At 60.4% G+C, this 19,176-nt stretch carries 21 protein-coding genes; 5 read left to right on the forward strand and 16 right to left on the reverse strand.

Annotated features, from left to right (window positions below; all coding sequences use genetic code 11):
• Positions 1–116: 116 nt before the first annotated feature.
• The 6 genes from A7K61_RS22675 to A7K61_RS22700 form a co-directional block, all read right to left on the reverse strand.
• A complete protein-coding gene (locus A7K61_RS22675; RefSeq protein WP_069558421.1) occupies positions 117–770 on the reverse strand; it encodes an HAD family phosphatase in 654 nt (217 codons plus the stop codon).
• A gap of 33 nt (positions 771–803) precedes the next feature.
• On the reverse strand, positions 804–1,793 hold the full coding sequence (locus tag A7K61_RS22680) for an ABC transporter ATP-binding protein (protein ID WP_044267908.1): 990 nt from the start codon (positions 1,791–1,793) through the stop codon (positions 804–806).
• The gene (locus tag A7K61_RS22685) at positions 1,790–2,590 is read right to left on the reverse strand and encodes an ABC transporter permease (RefSeq protein WP_020301071.1); all 801 of its coding nucleotides are present in this window, start codon (positions 2,588–2,590) and stop codon (positions 1,790–1,792) included. Before A7K61_RS22685 ends, A7K61_RS22680 begins: the two co-directional genes overlap by 4 nt.
• The gene (locus A7K61_RS22690) at positions 2,577–3,422 is read right to left on the reverse strand and encodes an ABC transporter permease subunit (protein ID WP_032892563.1); all 846 of its coding nucleotides are present in this window, start codon (positions 3,420–3,422) and stop codon (positions 2,577–2,579) included. Before A7K61_RS22690 ends, A7K61_RS22685 begins: the two co-directional genes overlap by 14 nt.
• Entirely contained in the window at positions 3,419–4,225 is an 807-nt protein-coding gene (locus A7K61_RS22695) for an alkaline phosphatase family protein (protein ID WP_044267912.1), read from the reverse strand. The genes A7K61_RS22690 and A7K61_RS22695 overlap by 4 nt, the downstream gene beginning before the upstream one ends.
• Before the next feature lie 177 nt (positions 4,226–4,402).
• Positions 4,403–5,479 (reverse strand): ABC transporter substrate-binding protein, encoded by a 1,077-nt coding sequence (locus tag A7K61_RS22700; RefSeq protein WP_003190150.1) that lies wholly within the window; start codon positions 5,477–5,479, stop codon positions 4,403–4,405.
• A 351-nt stretch (positions 5,480–5,830) separates the two neighbouring features.
• Between A7K61_RS22700 and A7K61_RS22705 the strand changes: the two genes are divergently transcribed.
• Positions 5,831–6,544, forward strand: a complete 714-nt coding sequence (locus tag A7K61_RS22705; RefSeq protein WP_003190151.1) for a UTRA domain-containing protein — start codon at positions 5,831–5,833, stop codon at positions 6,542–6,544.
• Between the two features lie 161 nt (positions 6,545–6,705).
• On the opposite strand, the gene A7K61_RS22710 is transcribed toward A7K61_RS22705, so the two are convergent.
• Genes A7K61_RS22710 through A7K61_RS22745 form a run of 8 tightly spaced genes read right to left on the reverse strand, consistent with a single transcriptional unit; the run spans position 6,706 to position 12,850 of the window.
• Complete coding sequence (locus A7K61_RS22710; RefSeq protein WP_069558422.1) at positions 6,706–7,659, reverse strand: metal ABC transporter solute-binding protein, Zn/Mn family; 954 nt, start codon at positions 7,657–7,659, stop codon at positions 6,706–6,708.
• Positions 7,659–8,558 carry a metal ABC transporter permease gene (locus A7K61_RS22715; protein WP_069558423.1) on the reverse strand — a complete coding sequence of 300 codons (900 nt, stop codon included), beginning with the start codon at positions 8,556–8,558 and terminating at the stop codon, positions 7,659–7,661. The genes A7K61_RS22710 and A7K61_RS22715 overlap by 1 nt, the downstream gene beginning before the upstream one ends.
• A complete protein-coding gene (locus tag A7K61_RS22720; RefSeq protein WP_069558424.1) occupies positions 8,555–9,301 on the reverse strand; it encodes a metal ABC transporter ATP-binding protein in 747 nt (248 codons plus the stop codon). Before A7K61_RS22720 ends, A7K61_RS22715 begins: the two co-directional genes overlap by 4 nt.
• A complete protein-coding gene (locus tag A7K61_RS22725; RefSeq protein ID WP_069558425.1) occupies positions 9,298–10,218 on the reverse strand; it encodes a metal ABC transporter substrate-binding protein in 921 nt (306 codons plus the stop codon). Before A7K61_RS22725 ends, A7K61_RS22720 begins: the two co-directional genes overlap by 4 nt.
• A 19-nt stretch (positions 10,219–10,237) precedes the next feature.
• Positions 10,238–10,798, reverse strand: coding sequence for a DUF6162 family protein (locus A7K61_RS22730; RefSeq protein WP_044267921.1), 561 nt, complete (start codon positions 10,796–10,798; stop codon positions 10,238–10,240).
• Positions 10,795–11,118, reverse strand: coding sequence for a hypothetical protein (locus A7K61_RS22735; RefSeq protein WP_069558426.1), 324 nt, complete (start codon positions 11,116–11,118; stop codon positions 10,795–10,797). The genes A7K61_RS22730 and A7K61_RS22735 overlap by 4 nt, the downstream gene beginning before the upstream one ends.
• Positions 11,115–11,651 (reverse strand): hypothetical protein, encoded by a 537-nt coding sequence (locus A7K61_RS22740; RefSeq protein WP_019817260.1) that lies wholly within the window; start codon positions 11,649–11,651, stop codon positions 11,115–11,117. Before A7K61_RS22740 ends, A7K61_RS22735 begins: the two co-directional genes overlap by 4 nt.
• Positions 11,648–12,850: a PepSY domain-containing protein gene (locus tag A7K61_RS22745; protein ID WP_044267925.1), complete on the reverse strand. Its 1,203-nt coding sequence runs from the start codon at positions 12,848–12,850 to the stop codon at positions 11,648–11,650. The genes A7K61_RS22740 and A7K61_RS22745 overlap by 4 nt, the downstream gene beginning before the upstream one ends.
• Before the next feature lie 734 nt (positions 12,851–13,584).
• Between A7K61_RS22745 and A7K61_RS22750 the strand changes: the two genes are divergently transcribed.
• From A7K61_RS22750 to A7K61_RS22765, 4 genes are read left to right on the forward strand one after another with little or no spacing between them, the layout of a single operon-like run.
• On the forward strand, positions 13,585–14,742 hold the full coding sequence (locus tag A7K61_RS22750; protein ID WP_069558427.1) for a KamA family radical SAM protein: 1,158 nt from the start codon (positions 13,585–13,587) through the stop codon (positions 14,740–14,742).
• Positions 14,739–16,106: an acetyl-CoA carboxylase biotin carboxylase subunit family protein gene (locus tag A7K61_RS22755; RefSeq protein ID WP_069558428.1), complete on the forward strand. Its 1,368-nt coding sequence runs from the start codon at positions 14,739–14,741 to the stop codon at positions 16,104–16,106. Before A7K61_RS22750 ends, A7K61_RS22755 begins: the two co-directional genes overlap by 4 nt.
• A 4-nt stretch (positions 16,107–16,110) precedes the next feature.
• Positions 16,111–16,827: a 2OG-Fe dioxygenase family protein gene (locus A7K61_RS22760; protein WP_044267930.1), complete on the forward strand. Its 717-nt coding sequence runs from the start codon at positions 16,111–16,113 to the stop codon at positions 16,825–16,827.
• Complete coding sequence (locus A7K61_RS22765) at positions 16,824–18,056, forward strand: MFS transporter (protein ID WP_044267932.1); 1,233 nt, start codon at positions 16,824–16,826, stop codon at positions 18,054–18,056. The genes A7K61_RS22760 and A7K61_RS22765 overlap by 4 nt, the downstream gene beginning before the upstream one ends.
• A gap of 106 nt (positions 18,057–18,162) precedes the next feature.
• On the opposite strand, the gene A7K61_RS22770 is transcribed toward A7K61_RS22765, so the two are convergent.
• Both A7K61_RS22770 and soxR read right to left on the reverse strand, forming a co-directional pair.
• Entirely contained in the window at positions 18,163–18,621 is a 459-nt protein-coding gene (locus tag A7K61_RS22770; RefSeq protein ID WP_044267934.1) for a VOC family protein, read from the reverse strand.
• Between the two features lie 84 nt (positions 18,622–18,705).
• Positions 18,706–19,155, reverse strand: a complete 450-nt coding sequence (gene soxR / locus A7K61_RS22775) for a redox-sensitive transcriptional activator SoxR (protein ID WP_069558429.1) — start codon at positions 19,153–19,155, stop codon at positions 18,706–18,708.
• Positions 19,156–19,176 lie beyond the last annotated feature (21 nt).

Genomic DNA, 19,176 nt, shown 5'->3' on the forward strand with positions numbered 1-19,176 from the left:
ATCAAGATCAAGAGCGGCTCGCTTCGCATCGTGGTTACCGTCGTTCACTTCAGAGTTGTGTAGATACCGATGGCTATCGCAGGCAAGCCAGCTCCCACAGGTTGATCTCTATTGATTCAGGTCCAGTGGTGGATCGGCCAGCCGGCCTGTTCGGCATGGGCGCGCAACACCGGGTCCGGGTTCACTGCCTGCGGGTGATCCACCTTGAGCAGCAGCGGCAAATCATTGCGCGAATCCGAGTAGAAATACGCACCTTCAAGGGTTTCACCTTCCTGCTCCAGCCATTCCATCAACCGCGTGATCTTGCCCTCACGATAGGTCAGCACGCCTACGGTATTACCGCTGTACACGCCGTGGCTGACCTCCAGGTTGACCCCCAGCACTTCCTCGATACCGATACGCGCCGCAATCGGCGTGACCAGGTGAGTGCCCGAAGCGGAAATCACCAGGATCCGGTCGCCGTTCGCGCGGTGGCGGGCGATGGTCTTGGTGGCGTCGCTGTAGATCAGCGGCTCGATCACGTCCTCGACCCATGGCTCCACCAGGTGCTCGATCTCTTCCGGGGTGCGGCCGATCATCGGCTCCAGACTGAAATCCATGAAATCTTCCATCAACAGCTTGCCCTGGCTGTAGGCATCCATCAGCTCGTTGTTCCTGCGCATGAATGACTCAGGGTCTACCCAGCCGAGGCGGCCCATCTGTTCGCTCCACAGCGTGGCGCAGTCGCCGTGGATGAGGGTGTCGTCCAGATCAAAAATTACCAATGCCATCGGTGATGCTCTCTCTCAATAGGTCGCTGCCTGTCAGGCTACTGCACACAGTGCGCTGGGGTCGATGGAAAGTGCCAGGCGCTGGCCATCCGGGTGCAGGTCGTCGGCCGAACGATTGAGCACATCCACCACCAGCTCGACGCCACGGGCTTCGATGCGGTAGCGAATCACGTTACCCAGCAGGCTGTGGCTACGCACCAGCGCGTCGAGCTCGCCGCTGCGGCTCAACTCGATGGCCTCGGGGCGAATCGCGATGCGCCCGCTGATCGGCCGTTGCAGCAGTTGGGTGGCCTTGTCCGCATCGAGCAGGTTGTAGTTGCCGATAAACCCGGCAGCGAACGCATCCACCGGCGCGGTATAGAGGGTTTCGGCATCGCCGCTCTGCACGATCTTGCCCTGGTTCATCAAGAAGATGCGGTCGGACATGGTCAGGGCTTCTTCCTGGTCGTGGGTCACGAAGATCGTGGTCAACCCCAGTTCGCGCTGGATCTGGCGGATCTGTTCGCGCAAATGCTTGCGAATCCGTGCATCCAGCGCAGACAGCGGCTCATCCAGCAACAGCAGGCGCGGGCGGGTCACCAGGGAGCGGGCGAGGGCGACGCGCTGGCACTGGCCACCGGACATCTGGTGCGGATAGCGGCCGGCCAGGTCCTTGAGCTCCACCAGTTGCAGCACTTCTTGCACGCGCTTGTGGCTGTCGTCGGCGTTGACCTTCTGCATGCGCAGGCCGAAGGCGACGTTCTGCTCTACGGTCATGTTGGGGAACAGCGCGTAGCTCTGGAACACCATGCCGATCTGGCGTTTCTGCGGGCTCAGGGGCACGATGTCCTGGCCATCCAGGAGGATTTGGCCACTGTCCACCGGGGTAAGCCCGGCGATGCAGCGCAGCAGGGTGGATTTGCCGCAACCGGACGGGCCGAGCAGGGTGACGAACTCGCCCTTGGCGATCTCGCAATTGATATCGCTGAACACCGGTGTGCCGGTGTAGCCTTTTTGAAGGTGTTGGACGCTGACGAAGCTCATTGGCTTTTGTCCTTGTTCAAGAGCGTGGCGGCCCAGGTGAGCACCAGCACAAAGAAGAAATAGGAGATCACCACCGCACTGGTGAAATGGCCGCTGCTGTTGCGCATGTTGTTGAGGTACACCTGCAGGGTTTCGTAGCGAGTGCCGACGAGGATGTTGGCGAACACGAACTCACCGAACAGGAACGAGAACGACAGCAGCAGCGCCACCATCAGGCCCTTGCGCAGGTTGGGCAGCACCACCAGGATCGCGGCCTGCCAGGTACTGGCGCCGAGCAGTTGCGAGGCGTCCATCAGGTCGCGCAGGTTGATGGCCTGCAGGTTATTGGTGATCGCGCGGTACATGAACGGCAGCGCGACGGTGAAGTAACAGCCGATCAGAATCCACGGCGTACCCACCATTGCCAGCGGCCCGGAACCGTAGAGTTGCAGCAGACCTACCGAGGACACCACCGGCGGCACCGCAAAGGGCAGCAGGATCAGGATGTTCATCAACGCGTCGAGCTTGGGAAAGTGGTAGTGCACCACGAACAGCAGCGGCAAAATCAACACCACTGAAAGGATCAGTGCGCCCACGCACACCAGCAACGATTGCCCGAAGGCCATCAGAAAGCGCGGGTCGCTCCACAGCTGTACATACCATTTCACGCTGAAACCGGCGGGCAGGATGGTTGCCGACCAACTGCTGGAAATCGAGTAGACAAAGGTGCCTACCAAAGGCAGCACCAGGATCAGGAACAACAGGTACACCACCACCCGGTGGTAGAGGGAGGCCGAGCCGGCTTCAGCGCGAGACATGGTAGCTCCTCTTGAGCAGCAATTGATGCACCACCGTGACCACGGTCATCAGCGCCACCAGCACCACGGCCAGGGCGCTGGCCATGTTCGGGTCCAGCGATACATCGCCGGAGACCAGCCCGGCAATGCGAATCGGCAGCACGTTGAAGTTACCGGTGGTGAGCGCATAGACCGTGGCGTAGGCGCCGAGGGCGTTGGCCAACAGGATCACAAAGGTACCGAGCAGGGCCGGGGTGAGCACCGGCAGGCCGATATGCCGCCAGAACTGCCAGCCATTCGCACCGAGCAAGGCGGCCGACTCGCGCCAGTCTTCGCGCAATGCGTCAAAGGCCGGGTAGAGCAGCAGCACGCCGAGGGGAATCTGGAAGTAGGTATACAGGATGATCAAGCCGGTCTTCGAGTACAGGTTGAAGTCTTCTATGATCCCGGCCTGCTTGAGCATGAGGGTGATGCTGCCGTTGAACCCCAGCAGGATGATGAACGCGAAGGCCAGGGGGACGCCGGCGAAGTTGCTGGTCATGTTGGCGAACGCGGTGACAAAGTTGCGCAGCGGCGAATCCACTCGGCGCAGTGAATAGCTGCCCAGGGTGGCGATGATGATGCCGAAGATGCTGGAGTAGAAACTGATCTCCAGGCTGAACTGGATCGCCTGTCGGTAGAACTTCGAACTGAAAATGCGGGTGAAGTTTTCCAGGCTCCAGCCGGCCTCTTCGGTTTGCAGGCTGCTGATCAGCACCCACACCAGCGGCGCGATTTCGAACACGATAAAGAACAGTGCGAAGGGCAGCAGGCATAGCAGGGCCAGCCATTTGCCGCGGGTCAATGCATTCACTTGAGCAACTCCCGGCACACAGGTTTGTCGTGGGGCACGCCCAGCAGTTCGCAGACCGTGCCGCACAGGTCGGTCTGTTTCGGCGCAGCGTCAGTGTCCAGGCTGAAGGCGTCACCCAGGACAAACAGCGGCACTTCCCGTTCTTCGCGCAACAGGCCATTGTGGGAGCGGTCGTTGTTCATGCCGTGGTCGGCGGTGACCAGTACCTGGTAGCCGGCATCGAGCCAGCCTTGCAGGTAGTCGGCCAGGATGATGTCCGCCGAGCGCGCGCTGTTGCGGTATTGCGCGGTGTCGAGGCCGTGCTTGTGGCCGGCGTCATCGATGTTCATCGGGTGCACCAGCAAAAAGTTTGGCGCGTGCTTGAGCCGCAGGCTTTCCGCATCGGCGAACAGGTGGGAATCGGGGTAGTGGTCATTCCAGTAGAAATGCCCGTGCTGGATCGCCAGCGCCTTGTCGTCGGTGTGACGATCGCGGGCAACTAGAAAGGGCGTGCGGTTATACAGCTCGCTGACCCAGTGGTAAGCCGCCGCCGCGGTGCTCAAGCCTGCGTCGGTGGCGTAATGGAAAATGCTGCGCTGGTTGGACAGGCGCGAGACGTTGTTGTGCACGATACCGCTTTGAATCGGCGGCACGCCGGTGAGGATGCATTCATACAACGGGCGGGACAGGGCAGGCAGTTCACATTCCAGTGTGTAGAGGGCTGCGCGTCCTGCGCCGACATAGGCCTGCAAGTGCCCCATGGCGTGCCGGGCGACCTCGAAGTTGAGGCCGTCGAGCACCACAAGGATGACATTGTGCTTCATGGGGGCTGGGGCTCCGCAACAGATGGTATAGCTCAGTATCAACTTGGAATGGGATCAAATGTGGGAGCTGGCTTGCCTGCGATGGCGGCGTATCAGTGGACACACATGTTGAATGTCAGCCCGCTATCGCAGGCAAGCCAGCTCCCACACTGACCGCCTTTGGATCAGAGGGACCGATTACTTCATTTCTACGATGACCTGCTCGTTCCACATTTGTGGCAGCTTCTTGGACGTCGCTTCCCAGGCATCGGCATCCTTGATCGGCTGCGGGTTGGCCTTGGTGTACTGCTCGCCCGGGATCAGGTTCTTGGCAACGTCTGCCGGCAGTTTCAAGTCGGTTTCAGCGCGGATCGGACGCGCATTGCCGCGCGCCAGGTTGAGCTGGCCGGCATCGCTGAAGATGTATTCGCGGGTCAGTTTGGCGGCGTTCGGGTGCTTGGCGTATTTGTTGATGATGGTGGTGTAGCCGGATTTAACCGAGCCATCCGAGGGGATCAACACCACGTAGTCATCCGGGTTGGCCATCTTGGCCTTGTAGCTCAGGCCGTTGAAGTCCCAGACGAGGCCCACTTCGACTTCGCCTTTTTCCATGGTGGCGATGGTCGGGTTGGACAGCGAGAGGCGACCTTGCTGGGCGATCTTGGTGAAGAATTGCAGGCCCGGCGCGATGTTTTTCTCGTCGCCCTTGTTGGCGATGGCCGCGGCGAGTACTGCGTTCGAAGCCTGGGCGGCGGTGCTCACGTCACCCACCGATACCTTGTATTTACCGGTTTGCAGGTCAGCCCAGGTGGTAGGCACTTCGGAGCCGTGCAGCAGCTTTTTGTTGACGATAAAGGCAATGGTACCTGTGTAGGCCAAGGCCCAGTGACCGTCCTTGTCTTTCGCCCAATCCGGCACCTGCGCCCAGGTGGACGGCTTGTACGGCTGGGTGACTTCCTGCTTCACCGCGATCGGGCCGAAGGCCGCGCCCACGTCACCGATATCGGCGCTGGCGTTGTCTTTTTCGGCTTTGAACTTGGCGATTTCCTGGGCCGAGCTCATGTCGGTGTCGATGTGCTTGAGGCCGTAGGTCTTGGCCAGGTCTTCCCAGGTGCCTTTCCAGTTGGCCCAGTCATCGGGCATGCCGACGCTGTTGACGGCGCCTTCCGCTTTGGCGGCGGCTTCCAAGGTTTTTAGATCGGTATCAGCAGCCATGGCGGCGGTGCACATGGCAATGGTCGAGCCTAACAGTGATGCCAGGAAAAGCTGTTTCATCCGAAGCTCCTTTGGGCGTTTTCAACGCGGCGTTTTATCTGAACGTTAGCGGTGGTTTGGTCTAGGTCAGCAATACCTGAGCCAATCTAGGCCCCATGGATGACAGTTTCATGTCGATGTCGTTTTTGAAGCGCAGATGTCGCTCAGCTCCGACTTAGCGTAGACCATGCTCAAGGGCCCGCAGCACCTGGACTTGGCCGATGTATTGCAGGGTGTGGTAGAGGCAGTCGACAGCCTTTGTCATCTGTCGGTCATCTGGAGTGCCTAGGCTGGCACACAGCAGCAAAAGCCCAGATAGAGCGCGTTTTGTGCACCTGAACGGTGCTGGTCTAGTCCAGATAGGTAACGTTGATGCGTGATGAGGCAATCAAGGCGGTAACCTCCATCGGCCTGGCGCTACAAGAGCAGATCGACCATGGCCTGTTGCCGCCTGCCAGCAAACTGCCCGCCGAACGCAAGCTCAGCGAGTTGTTTGGTACCACTCGGATTACGGTGCGGGAAGCCTTGTTACAACTGGAAGCCCAAGGGCAGATCTACCGCGAAGAGCGTCGGGGCTGGTTCGTCTCGCCGCCACGGCTGGCCTATAACCTGATGCAGCGCAGCCACTTTCACGCCATGGTCAGCGACCAGGGGCGTGAGGCTTCCACGCAGGTCATTTCCGCACGCTTGCAACCGGCGTCTGCGGCGGTGTGCGCTTGGTTGCAATTGCCGGCGTTGTCGAGCGTGATCCAGATTTGCCGGGGTCGCAGGATTGACGGGCGCTTGGTGTTGTATGTGGAGCACTACCTGAACCCGCAGTATTTTCCGGGGATCCTGGCGTGTGATTTGAATCAGTCGATGACTGAGCTGTATGCCAGCAAATATGACTTGCACTACGGGCGGGTGCGTTTCGAGATTGTGCCGACCTCACTGCCGGTGGAAGCGGCCGCTGCGCTGCGCGTCTCGGTGGGCAGCCCGGGCTTGCGCATCGCCCGGGTCAATTACGACCAGCATCAACGCCTGATCGACTGTGACCTGGAGTTCTGGCGGCATGATGCGATTCATGTGGGGGTGGATGTGGTGTAGCGCCGCCTCGGACTGAATGACACAACGCAGGCCCTATGTGGGAGCGGGCTTGCTCGCGAATGCGGTGGGACAGTCAGCTAATGCAGCGGCTGGTACATCGCATTCGCGAGCAAGCCCGCTCCCACAGTTGAACCGAGCCAGGCATGCCCGATCGATGGGCTTCAGGGCGTAAGTGCCTTGATCACTTGGTCCACATTGGTTTCCAACTCCGTCACCGGGTCGGCGCTGTCCACATTCAACACCAACAGTCTGGCGCCGCCGGCAGTGACGGCAGCTTTGACCGCATCACTGGGTTGACGGTGATGCAGCACCACCGCCACGTCGTTGTCCTTCAACTCGGCGCTGAGTTTTTGCAGCGCCTCAGGCGTCCACTCGGCATCGGCGCGTGCATCGGTGCTGAGCACTTCCAGGTTCAGGCTGCTGACCAGGTACGCGAAGTGATCGCTCAAGCTGACCACACTCAGGTTGTCGGCCTTGGCCAATCGCGCTTCGCTGTCGGCGGTGAGCTTGAGCAAACGCTGTTTGAGCGCGGCCAGGTTGGCGTCGATCCTGGGTTTGGCTGCCGGGGCCAGGCGGCTCAGGTCGGCGGCCATTACGTCGGCCATGCGCCCCATATTGTTGCTCGATTGCCAGGGTTGGCTGTTCAAGCCATCGGTGACCCCCGGTTGTACTGCGATACCCGGCAAGCCACCGTCCACCGGGCGTGCGGCATCGACTTCGACGATGCGGATATTGCTGCGCCGCGCCACTGGGTACAGCGGGTCATCGGCCCACAGCGAGCGCAGGCCGATGGCCGCGTCGGCGTCCAACGCCAACGTGTTCAATGTCGCAGCACCGCGGCCGGTGAAGTAGGACACCTGCCGCGAGCCGGGTAAATTGGCCGGCGCGGCGCGTTCAAGCTGCACGTCGGTGCCTTTGAGCAGCGCTTCGGCAAGACCATAGGTAATCGGCAGCGAGGCCAGCACCTTGACCGGTTGCTTGGTCTTGGTCAGGGCTGCGTGACCGAGGCCCTGGTTGACTTTGAAGTCTTTGGCGTCGAAACCGTCGACGGCCAGCGCCGACGTACTCATCAAGCAAGCGATGGCCAGGGCCAGTGGGCGAAAGACAGGGCGCATTATCCAAGATTCCCTTTGAGGCTGGGCATAACGCCACGGGCGATGGCGGCGAAGGCGAAGGCGATACCGGCAACCAGAATGATGGCGGCGCCGGAGGGGATGGGCAGGTCGAAGATGATCGGCAGCAGGATGCCGCACAGGGTGCTGACGGTAGCGATCAGCACCGAGATCCAGAAAAACCCTTTGAGTGACTGGCTCAACAGGCGCGCCGCAGCGGCAGGAATCACCAGCAAGGCACCGACCAGGATTGCCCCGATGACCTTGACCGCGGCCACGGTGATCAGGGTCACCAGGATCACGAACAGGTAATCCAGGCTTTTCACCGCCACCCCACGCACTGCCGCCAATTGCGGGTTGAAACTGGCCAGCATGATGCGGTTGTACAGCGGCAATGCCAGGGCCATCACCAGCGAGCCGACAATGGCCAGCACCAGCAGGTCGTTGCCGTTGACCGTCAGCACCGAGCCAAACAGCACGTTCTCGAGAATGTGCACGTTGATCTTGCCGGCCAGGATCAGCAGCAGGCTTGCCCCCAGTGCCAGGGACACCGACAGGAACACGCCGATCAAGGTATCGGGGGCCAGGCCGGTGCGGTTACGCAGGTAATTGAGCAGGATGCCGAACAGTAGGCAGTAGCCAAACAGGCTGCCATAGGGCCCGGTATAGGGTTCGCCCAGCAGGATGCCCACGGCCACGCCGGTCAGCGCGGCATGGCCGACCGCTTCGGAGAAAAACGCAAAGCGTTTGACCACCACCAGCGTACCCAGGCCGCCGAGTACCGGGCCGATCAACAGGCCGGCGAGTAGGGCGTTGACCACAAACCCATAGGCCAGGGCTTCGGGCAGGTAACCGGAAGAGGCCCAGCCCTGGACCATCAAGCGAAAGGCTTCATAACTCATGGCGCCGGGCTCCGAGGGTGGGTGGAGAACAGAGTGAGCAGGCGGTCCGGGGTCAGCGCCTCTTTTGGTGTGGCGTCGAACAGCACGCGGCGGTTCAGACCGGTGACGCGATCCGCCAGGCGGCCCACCGCCTCCAGGTCGTGCTCGATCCACAGCACCGTAATCCCGGCCAGGCGCCAGTCGTTCAGCAGCCGTTCGAACACTTGGATACCCGCCTCGTCGAGGGCCGACATCGGCTCATCCAGCACCAGCAAATGCGGCGCCGGAATCAGCCCCTGGGCGAGCAGTACGCGCTGGCGCTCACCGCCCGACAACGCACCCATGCGGCGCTTGCGCTTGTCTTGCATGCCAACGCGCTCGAGGGCATCGCCAATCGCTGCTGCGTAATGCCTGGAAAGGCCCAGGAATGCCGGGCGACGCTGGCACATGGCAGCCATGAAATCGTCCACGGTCATCGGCAGGCCCCGGTCAAATTCCAGCGCCTGGGGCACGTAACCGATGGTGCCGGGTGTGGTTGGCCACTCCAGGCTCAAGCGCCCCTGGTGCGGCGTTTGCCCTAGCAGGGTTTTGATCAGCGAGCTTTTGCCGCCGCCATTGGGGCCAACCAGCGCATGGATGCTGCCCGGCTGTACCTGAAAACTCACGCCGTCGAGGATCATGGTGCGCCCCAGGGTCAGCGAGACCTGGTCAAAGTCCAGGGTGGGGCCGACGCTGACGGCGTTCAGTTGCTGCGCCGCGGTCATGCTCCCGCCTCCTGAATCGCGCGGACCACGGTGTTGAGGTTGCCGGTCATCTCCACTTCGTACTTCTCGGCGCTGTATTCGCCGTAGGAAATATGCGACAGCGGGTACAGCTTGACCCCGGATTCACGCTGGATGGTATCGACGTAGGTGGACGGGAAATCCATCTCCGAGAAGATCACTTTCACATCCAGGGCGCGCAATTCATCGATGGTCTTTTTCAGCTGGCTGGGGCTTGGCTCGATACCGTGGGCCGGCTCGACCACGGCGGTGACTTCCAGGCCAAACTCGCGCAATAGGTAGTCATAGGCCGCGTGCACGGTGGCGACGCGCAGGTCCGGGTTGGGCGCGTTGGTCAGCTTGGCCAGGGCGTCGGCACGCATCTGGCGCAGGCGCTTGCCATAGGCGCGGGCGTTCTGGGTGTAGGTTTTGGCGTTGTCCGGGTCAAGCTTGCCCAACTCACGGGCAATGTTATTGACCTGGGCAATCGACGCGCTGATCGACAGGAAGGTGTGCGGGTTGACCACCTTGCCCGCACCGCGCGCGGCGTTACCGGTGGCGGCGAGCAGCGGCACGTTGGCGTTGGCTTCGATCACCTTGATGTCCGGGCGCTCGCTGGTGGCGATCATGCGGTCGGCGAAGTCGTCATGGCCGACGCCGTTGAGTACGATCACATCCAGGGTACCGATGCGCTTGATGTCTTCAGCGCGCGGCTCGTAGGCGTGGGGGTTGAAACCGGCGGGAATCAGCGGCACCACTTCGGCCTTGTCGCCCACGATATTGGCTACATAGCTGTAATAGGGGTGCAAGGTAATGCCGATACGCAGGCGCTTGGACGCCTCGGCGTTGGCAAGGGGGGCGAGCATCAGGCCGAACAGGCCAACCAGCAACAGGCGCAACAGGGGGGATGACATAGACATGGGCAATCGGTCTTCTCGTTCAGTGACGGTGCTGGCGGGTGACGCCGGCATCGAATTGCGCGACCACCTGCTGCCAGCCGGCCGCGATCAGCGCCTGGTCAGTGAGGTCGGACGGGGCGGCAAGGTTGGCGCTGCGGTTGAGCCAGATATCCGGCTCGCTGCCTTGCACGCGCATCAGCAGCGAACCGCTGGTAGCCGGCGCCTGGCTCAAACCCAGGTAGGCGGCGGGTGCCAGCAACTGCCAGCGATGGCCACCACGGCTGACCGAACTGGCGTCCTGGGCAAACGGCGCGAAGCCTTCTTCGGCCAGTTGCTCAGGCGTCGGCAGGGCGCTGTGCTCCTGCTGCAACAGGTGGATTTCATCCAGGGTCACCCGCAGGTCGGCGTAGATGCCTTGCTCGGCCGCGCTCAGGTCGCGGCGGGCGTCCAACTGGTGGCTTGGCACCGCCGCGACTTCCTGGGTTTCCCCGTGCAGCGCCACGACCGTGCCCGCCACCGCGAGGATGATCAGGCACAACAGCAGCACAAAAAGCGTTTCGTGGCCCGCGCCGGCGGGGCGTACAACCTGTGTGGTACTCATTGCGACGGGATGTCCGCTTGGTCGATTTCCACCACGTGGCCGGGGCCGGCATCAAACAGCACGTAGAACTCGGCGGCGGGCTTCTTGAAGGTCAGGGTCGAATCCTCGCCGAGCTTGCCCGGCACCAGGATGGTTTCGTCGTAGCCGATCACATCCAGGGTTACGCCGGGGGCGCCACTGCCGTCGGAGAAACCCCCTTTGCACTGGATCTGCTCGCCGGGGATTTCCTTGCATTCGCACATCGGGTTGTGGGCAAAGGCGGTGGTACTCAGGCCGGCGCACAGCGACAGCGCGGCGCGGGTGAGGCGCTTGAACGTCATGGTTTGACTCCTTGCTTGTTCAGCCAGGCAATGGTGGCAGGCGAGGCCTGGCTCAGCGGGATGGAACCCTGGTGCATGCTGCCGTCCCAGCCTTCCATGGTCACCCATATTTCGGCGTCCGCCGGGGTGCGTTCGGGGATTGGCAGGGCGGCGCCCATGCGGTACGGCGTGCCGAAGAAGATCACTCCGGCGGCGCGCAGGCTGCGGGGTTTGCCGATACGCAGGTAAGTGGCCTTGACCTGCTCGGCACAGGTGTCACACAGGGCAGCGTTGAAGAACTTCATCGGGCCAGCCGGGTTCGGGCTCGGGCCTTCGTTGCGGAACTCGGCGAGGGTCAGGCTCCAGGGGCCGACCTGCACTTGGCCAGCTACCCGCTCGCCGATGCCGGTGTCCCCACGAAACAGTGCGGCATCGGCAAAGTACTTTGGCATGAACCCCAACGGCACCAGCAACAGCAGGATGTTGATATGGAAACGCCATTTCAGCCAAAAGGCGCGCAGCGGGGACGGCGGTACGGTCGCGACCTTGCTCATCGCTGGGCCTCCGAGGTTTCGGCGTGCATGGCCGGGATGGGCGCGGTTTGACGTTGCGTCTTGGCCTCGCGCTTGAGGGCGTTGAGGGTGGCCAGGGCAGTGCGCTTGGTCCAGATCAGCAGGCCGCTCAATACCATCATGCTCAGCACCAGGCCGAAGAACGCCCAGATCAGCTTGATCCACAAACCGCCAAAGTCACCGGTGTGCAGTGGGCGCATCGACTCGGTGACGAATTCCAGTGGGGTACGGTCGGACAACAGGTTCGAGACTGCGATTTCACCGTCATAGGGGTTCAGTTGTGCGGTCTGGAACATTAACGGGTACCAGCCACGCCCGCCGATCTGCAGGTGGCTGTAGGCATTGCTTGGCATAAACACAAAGCTGGCGTCCAGGCCGGGGATTCGCTCGGCGGCGATGTCGATCGCCTTGTCGATGGGGATCATCGGTGCCGGTACGCCCGGTGCCGACAGCGGCACCTTCTCCCGCGCAATCACTGGCACGATGGGTTCGCTGGAAATGGATATCTGGTTATCACCCAGGACAGCCTCGATCAGGAACCAGGTGCCGGTGATTGAAATGACTGCGATAAACCAGATCGACCAGATGCCGCTCAGGCGGTGAAAGTCGCCCCAGAAGATCCGCGCGCCGTGGCGGATGCGCAGGGTAGGGCGCAGGAAGCCTTTCCAGAAGCGCTTGTACACCACCAGCCCGGTGACCAGCGAAGCCAGCAGCGGCAAGCCCAACGCAGACACCAGGTACCAGCCCCAGCTGTACCCATTGGTGAACGGCACCAGCCACCAACCGTGCAGGGCGCGGGTGAATTGCTGGAAATTGAATGAGGGGCTGATGCCCTGGATCGCGCCGGTATAAGGGTTGGCGTACACCTCCACGGAGCGCCCATCCGGGTAGCTGAGGCCGACGCTTAGCGCGAAGTGTGACTCATCCGGGCGAATGATGGACTGGACGATAGCCTTGGGTTCATCGCGCTTTATGGCCGCGATCACCTGGTCAAAGCTCAGCGGCTGGGCATCATCCGACGGCTTGCTGGCGCGGATATCCGGGTTGGCCAGCCACACGATTTCCTGGCTCACCACGGCCAGGGTGCCGGTGACGCAGACGATCAGTACAAAGAACCAGATGGGCAATGCCAGCCAGCTATGGACGAGAAACCAGAGTTTGGAGCGTGACTTCTTCGACATATGAATGGGGGTCTTGATCGGAGGGGGCGATAGAGGCCCGGAAAAGGCCAGTCGTAGCTTTTGCTGACGCGACGGGCTGTATCTAAGTTAAGACGAATGAGAATGAGAAATCCCTAAGGCGCATATGAAAGAAAATGTTTCAGGGTCACATGCAGGCCGCATTCAAGCGCTGATCGAACACGCAATACACCAGCCGCAGGCGTTCAGCGGCTTGCGTTAGGCCGGGCCTGACCTCCATGCCGCTGTGTGACATCGTCAGCAGCCATGCAGTTGAGCGCCACTCCCTCGCGGCCAACCCCTGGCTCAGCTGAAGTGCGGCTACGTAGTTATATAAGTAGAAATAACGCTCTCTACAGTTGCTGTCAGTGTTATTTGTTTTTCAAATAGCTTGGCTTGAATGAAAACACCCCTTGTCATTAGGGGGGTTGGTGCGGGTACAGGTTAACTTCAGAGGGATTACAAGGTTATTGTATTGACACATTGGCGGGCATCGGCTTTAGTGACTGCGGACTTGGAAGTCGGAATTTTATAAAAAGGAAGTTAATCGCATGACCGTGCTAGTCGTTTACTCACGCCATCACGTGGTGAACTGTTATATCTCTCTGGTGCCGGTGATCAAGTTAGTTACTTGATCGTGGTCTGTCGCCTGCCCGTCGATTGTCATTGCTGCGAATAATACTTTTCCTGCGCTGGAAAAGTACGCGTCCCTATGCCTTAACAGAGAGTTCAAACTCATGTCGATTTTTGATCAAGCCATGCATCGTTCAGTCCAATGGCAAGACTGGCGTTGGCAGCAGAAGAATGCCATCCGCGATGAACCTGCACTGCGCAATGCCTGCGGTGGATGGGACGAGGCCACAACGGCGCATATCGAGCACAACTTGCAAGATCGCAAGATGCAGATCACGCCTCACTATATTGATTTGATCAAGCGTTCACTCACCACCGCAGAGGTGATGGACCACCCCCTGTGGCGCCAGGTAGTACCGTATTGGAGCGAACAGGTGCAGGGCGACTACGACGGCAGTTCCGAAAACTGGGAACTCAATCATGAGATGAAGACGCCCATCTGCCAGCACAAGTACGACAACCGCGTGATCCTGCGCACCACCAACACCTGCAATGCCTATTGCCAGTTTTGTTTCGAGGCGCTGCGCACGCTGCAGGTGGGCACCGATAAAGCTAACGCCAACACCGACTCGTTCAAGGATTCGGTGGAATACATCCGCGGGAACCCGGCGATTGAAGAGGTGATTCTCAGCGGCGGTGACCCACTGATGTTGGCCGACCGCAAGCTTGAGGAGATGCTGGCCGCATTGCGCGGCATTCGTGATGATCTGCTGATACGCATTCATTCGCGGGCCTTGAGTTTCAACCCGTTTCGCGTGACTGATGAGTTGGTGGCGATGCTGGAGAAGTACCAGGTCAATGCATTTGGTGTGCATGTCTGCCACCCGCTTGAGCTCAGTGCTGATTTTGCCGTCGCGGTTAAACGGATTCAGGGCGTGGTACCGATTGTATTTTCTAACATGCCGCTGTTGCGTGGCGTAAATGATGATGAAGCGACGTTGCATACACTATTCATCAATCTTTATCGTCTGGGCGTAAAGCCATATTACTTATATCACTTCATGCCGTTTTCACCCGGTGCTTCAGAGTATAAGGCGTCGATCAGCCAAGCCATCGCCATCATGGATCGGCTCAAACGCCGCGTATCGAATATTGCCCTGCCCGAATATGTACTACCTCATGCGCAAGGCAAGTTCACCGTGCCGTTGTTGGACTTTGAAAAACCTGAAGACTTACCGCATTTTGAAGTCCGCGATGGGCAGCGGACTTACCGTTTTCGCAACTGGGAGGGCCAATGGTGCAGCTGGCAGGATGCGGTATGAAACAGGATGCGATTCTGTTTATTGATGTAGATGACAGCGCTTGCGCTCGTTACCGCTACCGGGAGCCGCATTTCACGGTGGCCCGCGCCCACGGCTTGGCTTGTTTGACGGCCGCCGTGGCCGGGCACAAGCACCTGCAACGACTCAAGGACGACAGTGCTGAGGTGTTCCTGCTCGAAACGCTCAGTGAGCATTCCATCCTGGAGTTGGTCGGACAGTTGGACGGGCGTTATCAGGTGCGGGGGATTTTCTGCCAGGCCGGGCACCCGTCCGCACAAGGGGAGGTGGGCTGTATCGTTGCGCGGGCGTGTCAGCGGTTGGGCTTGGTCTACAGCCACCCAGAGGCGATTGCCGCGTGCAATAACAAGTTCTTGATGCGCCGCGTGTTGAAACAGCATGAGTTGCGTTCGGTACCGTTCATGCTGTGCAGCAACGAACAGGAACTCCAGCAAGGCGCCGAGCGCGTGGGTTATCCACTGATCGCCAAACCGCCCTTTGGAGGGGCTTCGGCGTTTATCAAAAAATGCTCGAGCTGGGAGGAGCTACGCAGTCATTATCGGCATTTCGTGAGTGATCATGGCGTCGCCGCGTATGCGGATTTCTACGGCTGTGTGCACGCCCTGCCGCTTGAAGATGGGCAGCGGCGTGAATACCTGCCAGGGCGCAGCATTCTGCTGGAAGGTTATATTCCTGGCATCGAAGGCAGTGTGGAATGTGTGATTGTCGGCGAGCGCGTCCATCCGCTGCTGATCAATGAAAAACTGCTGCTGACCGAGCGCAGCGGCACGGTCCTTGAGAACCTGCTGATTTCCCCGCCGACGTCGTTCAGCCAGGCCCAGTGCGAGCAGATCCGCCAGTACGCGGTGGACTGCCTGCACGCGGTGGGCTTGACCAACGCCGTGGTGCATTTCGAGTTTCGCATGACGGACGCAGGGCCGGTGGTCATCGAGATCAACCCGCGCCTGGGCGGGCTGTATGTGAACTCGGCGTTCCGCGACTTGGCCGGTATCGATCCTTATCAGTTGTACATGGGATTATTGTTGGGCGAGAAGGGCATCAATGCACAGGTGGAGGCCGGCGCACATAAGGTTGCCGATGCGGGGCAACACTACGCGATGCTGGCGATTTATCCGCAGCACAGTGGCGTTTTCAGGGGCATTGACGGCCTGCAGTTCCTGGATCAACACCGCTCGGTGCTGGAATATGCCCCGCAGGATCCCGGCCACTACATTGACGCGGATATCGAGGAGCATTATTTGCTCAAATGCTGGGCCCAGGTTGGCAATGCCGCCGACGCCCATGCCTTGCACGATGCGTTGCAGCAACACCTGCGCATCCTCATCGATCCACCGGTTGCAGGATAGCGATATGGACATCCCTCAGATTTCGGCGCTTTTGCGCGAACATCACTTCTGTCATCGCCCGGACTTTCGCGAACTGGTCAATGTTGAACCCGGTGAGGAGCAAAGCTTTCGCGCGTATTGGGACAACCTGGTGCGCGACGAGGCGTTCAGGACTTATACCCACCGCGAACGGCGCATCTTGCGCTATCGTCTGTTACCGTCACGGCAATTGCAGATCGACAGGAATACGGCGTTCAAATCGCCGGTCACCTACGCGGTGAACTATCGCCAGGGCGTGAACCACCTGAGCTATAGCGAGGAAGGCTTTATCGAGCACCCACTCATGCACAAGCTGCTGGCGACGGACCTTGCGGTGATTGCCCCGCACCTGGGCGAACAGACCTATACGATCGATATTCATCAGTTCCGGGTGCGGGCGGATGTGTCATCGAGCAGCCCGACCACATCGGGGATTCACCAGGACGGCCTGGATTGGGTGTTTATGCACTTTATTGGCGAATGCAACACGGTGCCGGTGCTGTCGGAGGTGTTTGCCGACGAAACGGAGCACAGCCGGCTGCTGAAACTGCCGATGGAGAAATTTCTGGAGACTATCGTGATCAACGACCGTGGCTTCTACCATCGGGCCGGGGAGGTGCGACCGCGGGTGGAGACGGCACCGGCCTGGCGCGATGTGCTCTTGGTAAGCCTGCGCCGTGTCGAGGAGGCACAGTCTGCATGAGCCACGATCAACAACTGAATCTGTCGACCCGCAACGCTCGCCTGATCATCTTTGCCCGCGGTGTGTCGGATTTTGGCGCGTTCCTCAACATGGTGGCGTTGTCCACTTATGTGTACTGGCTCAGCCAGAGCGTAGTGTTTGTCAGCATCTTCCTGGCGTGCCGGGTCACCGGCGGGATTGTCGCGAGCCTGTTTGGCATCCCGTTTTTCCGGCGGTTTGCAGGGCGTGGGACGTTGGCGGGGTTGGACCTGGCCCGGGCGCTGTTGCTGACGCCCCTGTTGGTGTTGTTACCGGCCCATCAACTCACCCTTCTTCCCTTTATCGCCTTCGGCATCGGCCTGTGCAATTCGCTGTTTGCCATTGGCCTCAACAGTCAGTTGCCCACCTGGGTCGCGCTTGAACAGCGGGTGAATACCAACGCATGGATCACCTCGGCGGCCGCCACCGGCGCGGTCTTCGGCAGTTTGCTCTCCGGCTTGTTGATCGCCACGGGCGGATTTGAAGCGGTGTTTGCCGTCAACATCGGCACCTATATGATTGCCGCTTGCCTGGTCTTGCCCTTGCGCGCGTTATATAGCGTTGCTGTTGCCGTCCATCGCGGGCTCGGCGCCGAATGGCACGAGCTGACTACGGGGTTGCGCGGTGCGCCGGTGCTGGCTGCGATGTTGCTGATCAGTATGCTCGACACCCTCGGCAGTGCGGCCCATAACGTTGGCTGGCCAGTGCTGTCGCAGTACATTTCACCGGACACGGCCAAGACGGTCATGGGCTATCTGCTGGCCGTATGGGCCTGTGGCAAGTTTGTTGGCGCGCGCATCGCCAGTGCAGTGTTGAAAGGTCGTGGCACCCAAGGCATGGAGCGCTTGTTCATGCTCGGTGTGGCGTTGATGTCCAGCGGCTTTATCCTGACATTCCAGCAGACCGAACTGTGGCTGGCGCTGTTGCTGGTGGTGTGGGCAGGGCTGGGCGATGGATTGTCCGAGGTGGCGTTGATCTCCCGTGCGCAAAGCGAGCCCGATAGCTTGCGCTTGCCGCTGTTCAGCCTCTTGACCCTGATCCAGATGGCCGGTTTTGGCGTGGGCATGCTGGTGGTCGGGCCGTTCTATGTGACGTGGACGCCGGCCCAGGTGATCGTGTTGTTCCATGGGCTGCCATTGACCGCCTTGTTGGTCATGACGATATGGCTGGGGCGCAATGCCTACCGGGGTGTCAGATCGACGAACCCTTGACGTGTTCCAAACGCCACAGAGGCCTTTAATTTGCCGGAGCAGGCCGGTTGGAACCTGGGGCAAGGTGTGGCGTGTTGCAGGCGCGAGCAAGCTCACGCCCACAGGGTTAATTTTGCTTGAACATCTCCATGGCACGCTGGCGGATTTGCTCCTCGGTCAGGTCCTCTTTATGGGTGGCCAGGAACCACAGGTGCCCGAACGGATCCTTCACACTCGCCGAGCGATCTCCATAGAACTGATCCTGCGGCTTGGACACCACGCTGGCGCCGGCATCAACCGCCTGTTTGAATTGTTTGTCCACGTCATTCACATACAGGTGCAGGCCGACACTGGGATGTGCGTCCGGATTGCGCAGGGCCGTTTCGTCGCAGGGCGTGCCCAGCATGATCACCGCTTCGCCAATGCGCAGCTCCGCATGGCCGACCCGGCCGTCAGGCATGTCCAGGCGCATGAACACTGAGGCGCCAAAGGCCTTCTTGTAGAACTCGATCGCCTTTGCGGCCTCGTTGATGCCCAGATAGGGGGTAATGCCGTGATAACCCTCGGGAATAGCTTTAACGCTCATAACGTTCTCCTTGAGTCGAGGTACGAGCATTTCACTATAGGCCAGGTAATGCGTGGCTTGCGGGCAACCGACGAGGTGCTTTTATCAAGGCTGTGTGGTGGGCTCCAGCAACTGGGCGCCTGGCCCATGTTCGGCGAGCTTATCGTCCTGATTGCGCAACGGGCACGCCTCCATCGACAGGCACCCGCACCCGATGCAACCATTGAGCTTGTCGCGCAGCAGCATCAGCTTGTTGATGCGCTCATCCAGGTCTTCACGCCACAACGCCGACAGGCGCTCCCAGTCTTGAGCATTGGGTGTGCGCCCATCGGGCAACGCCTGCAATGCCTCGCCAATGGAGGCCAGCGGAATACCCAAGCGCTGGGCGATCTTGATCAGCACCACCCGGCGCAGCACATCCCGTGGGTAACGCCGCTGGTTACCGGCATTGCGATTGCTCTTGATCAACCCTTTCGCCTCGTAGAAGTGCAGGGCGGTCACCGCCACGCCGCTGCGGGCAGCGAGCTGACCGACGCTGAGTTCCTTAGTGAGCATAAACCTCTCCCAAACAGTGCT

Origin of the sequence: Pseudomonas sp. AP42 (assembly GCF_001728935.1) — a bacterium.
GTDB classification, from domain to species: domain Bacteria; phylum Pseudomonadota; class Gammaproteobacteria; order Pseudomonadales; family Pseudomonadaceae; genus Aquipseudomonas; species Aquipseudomonas lactis.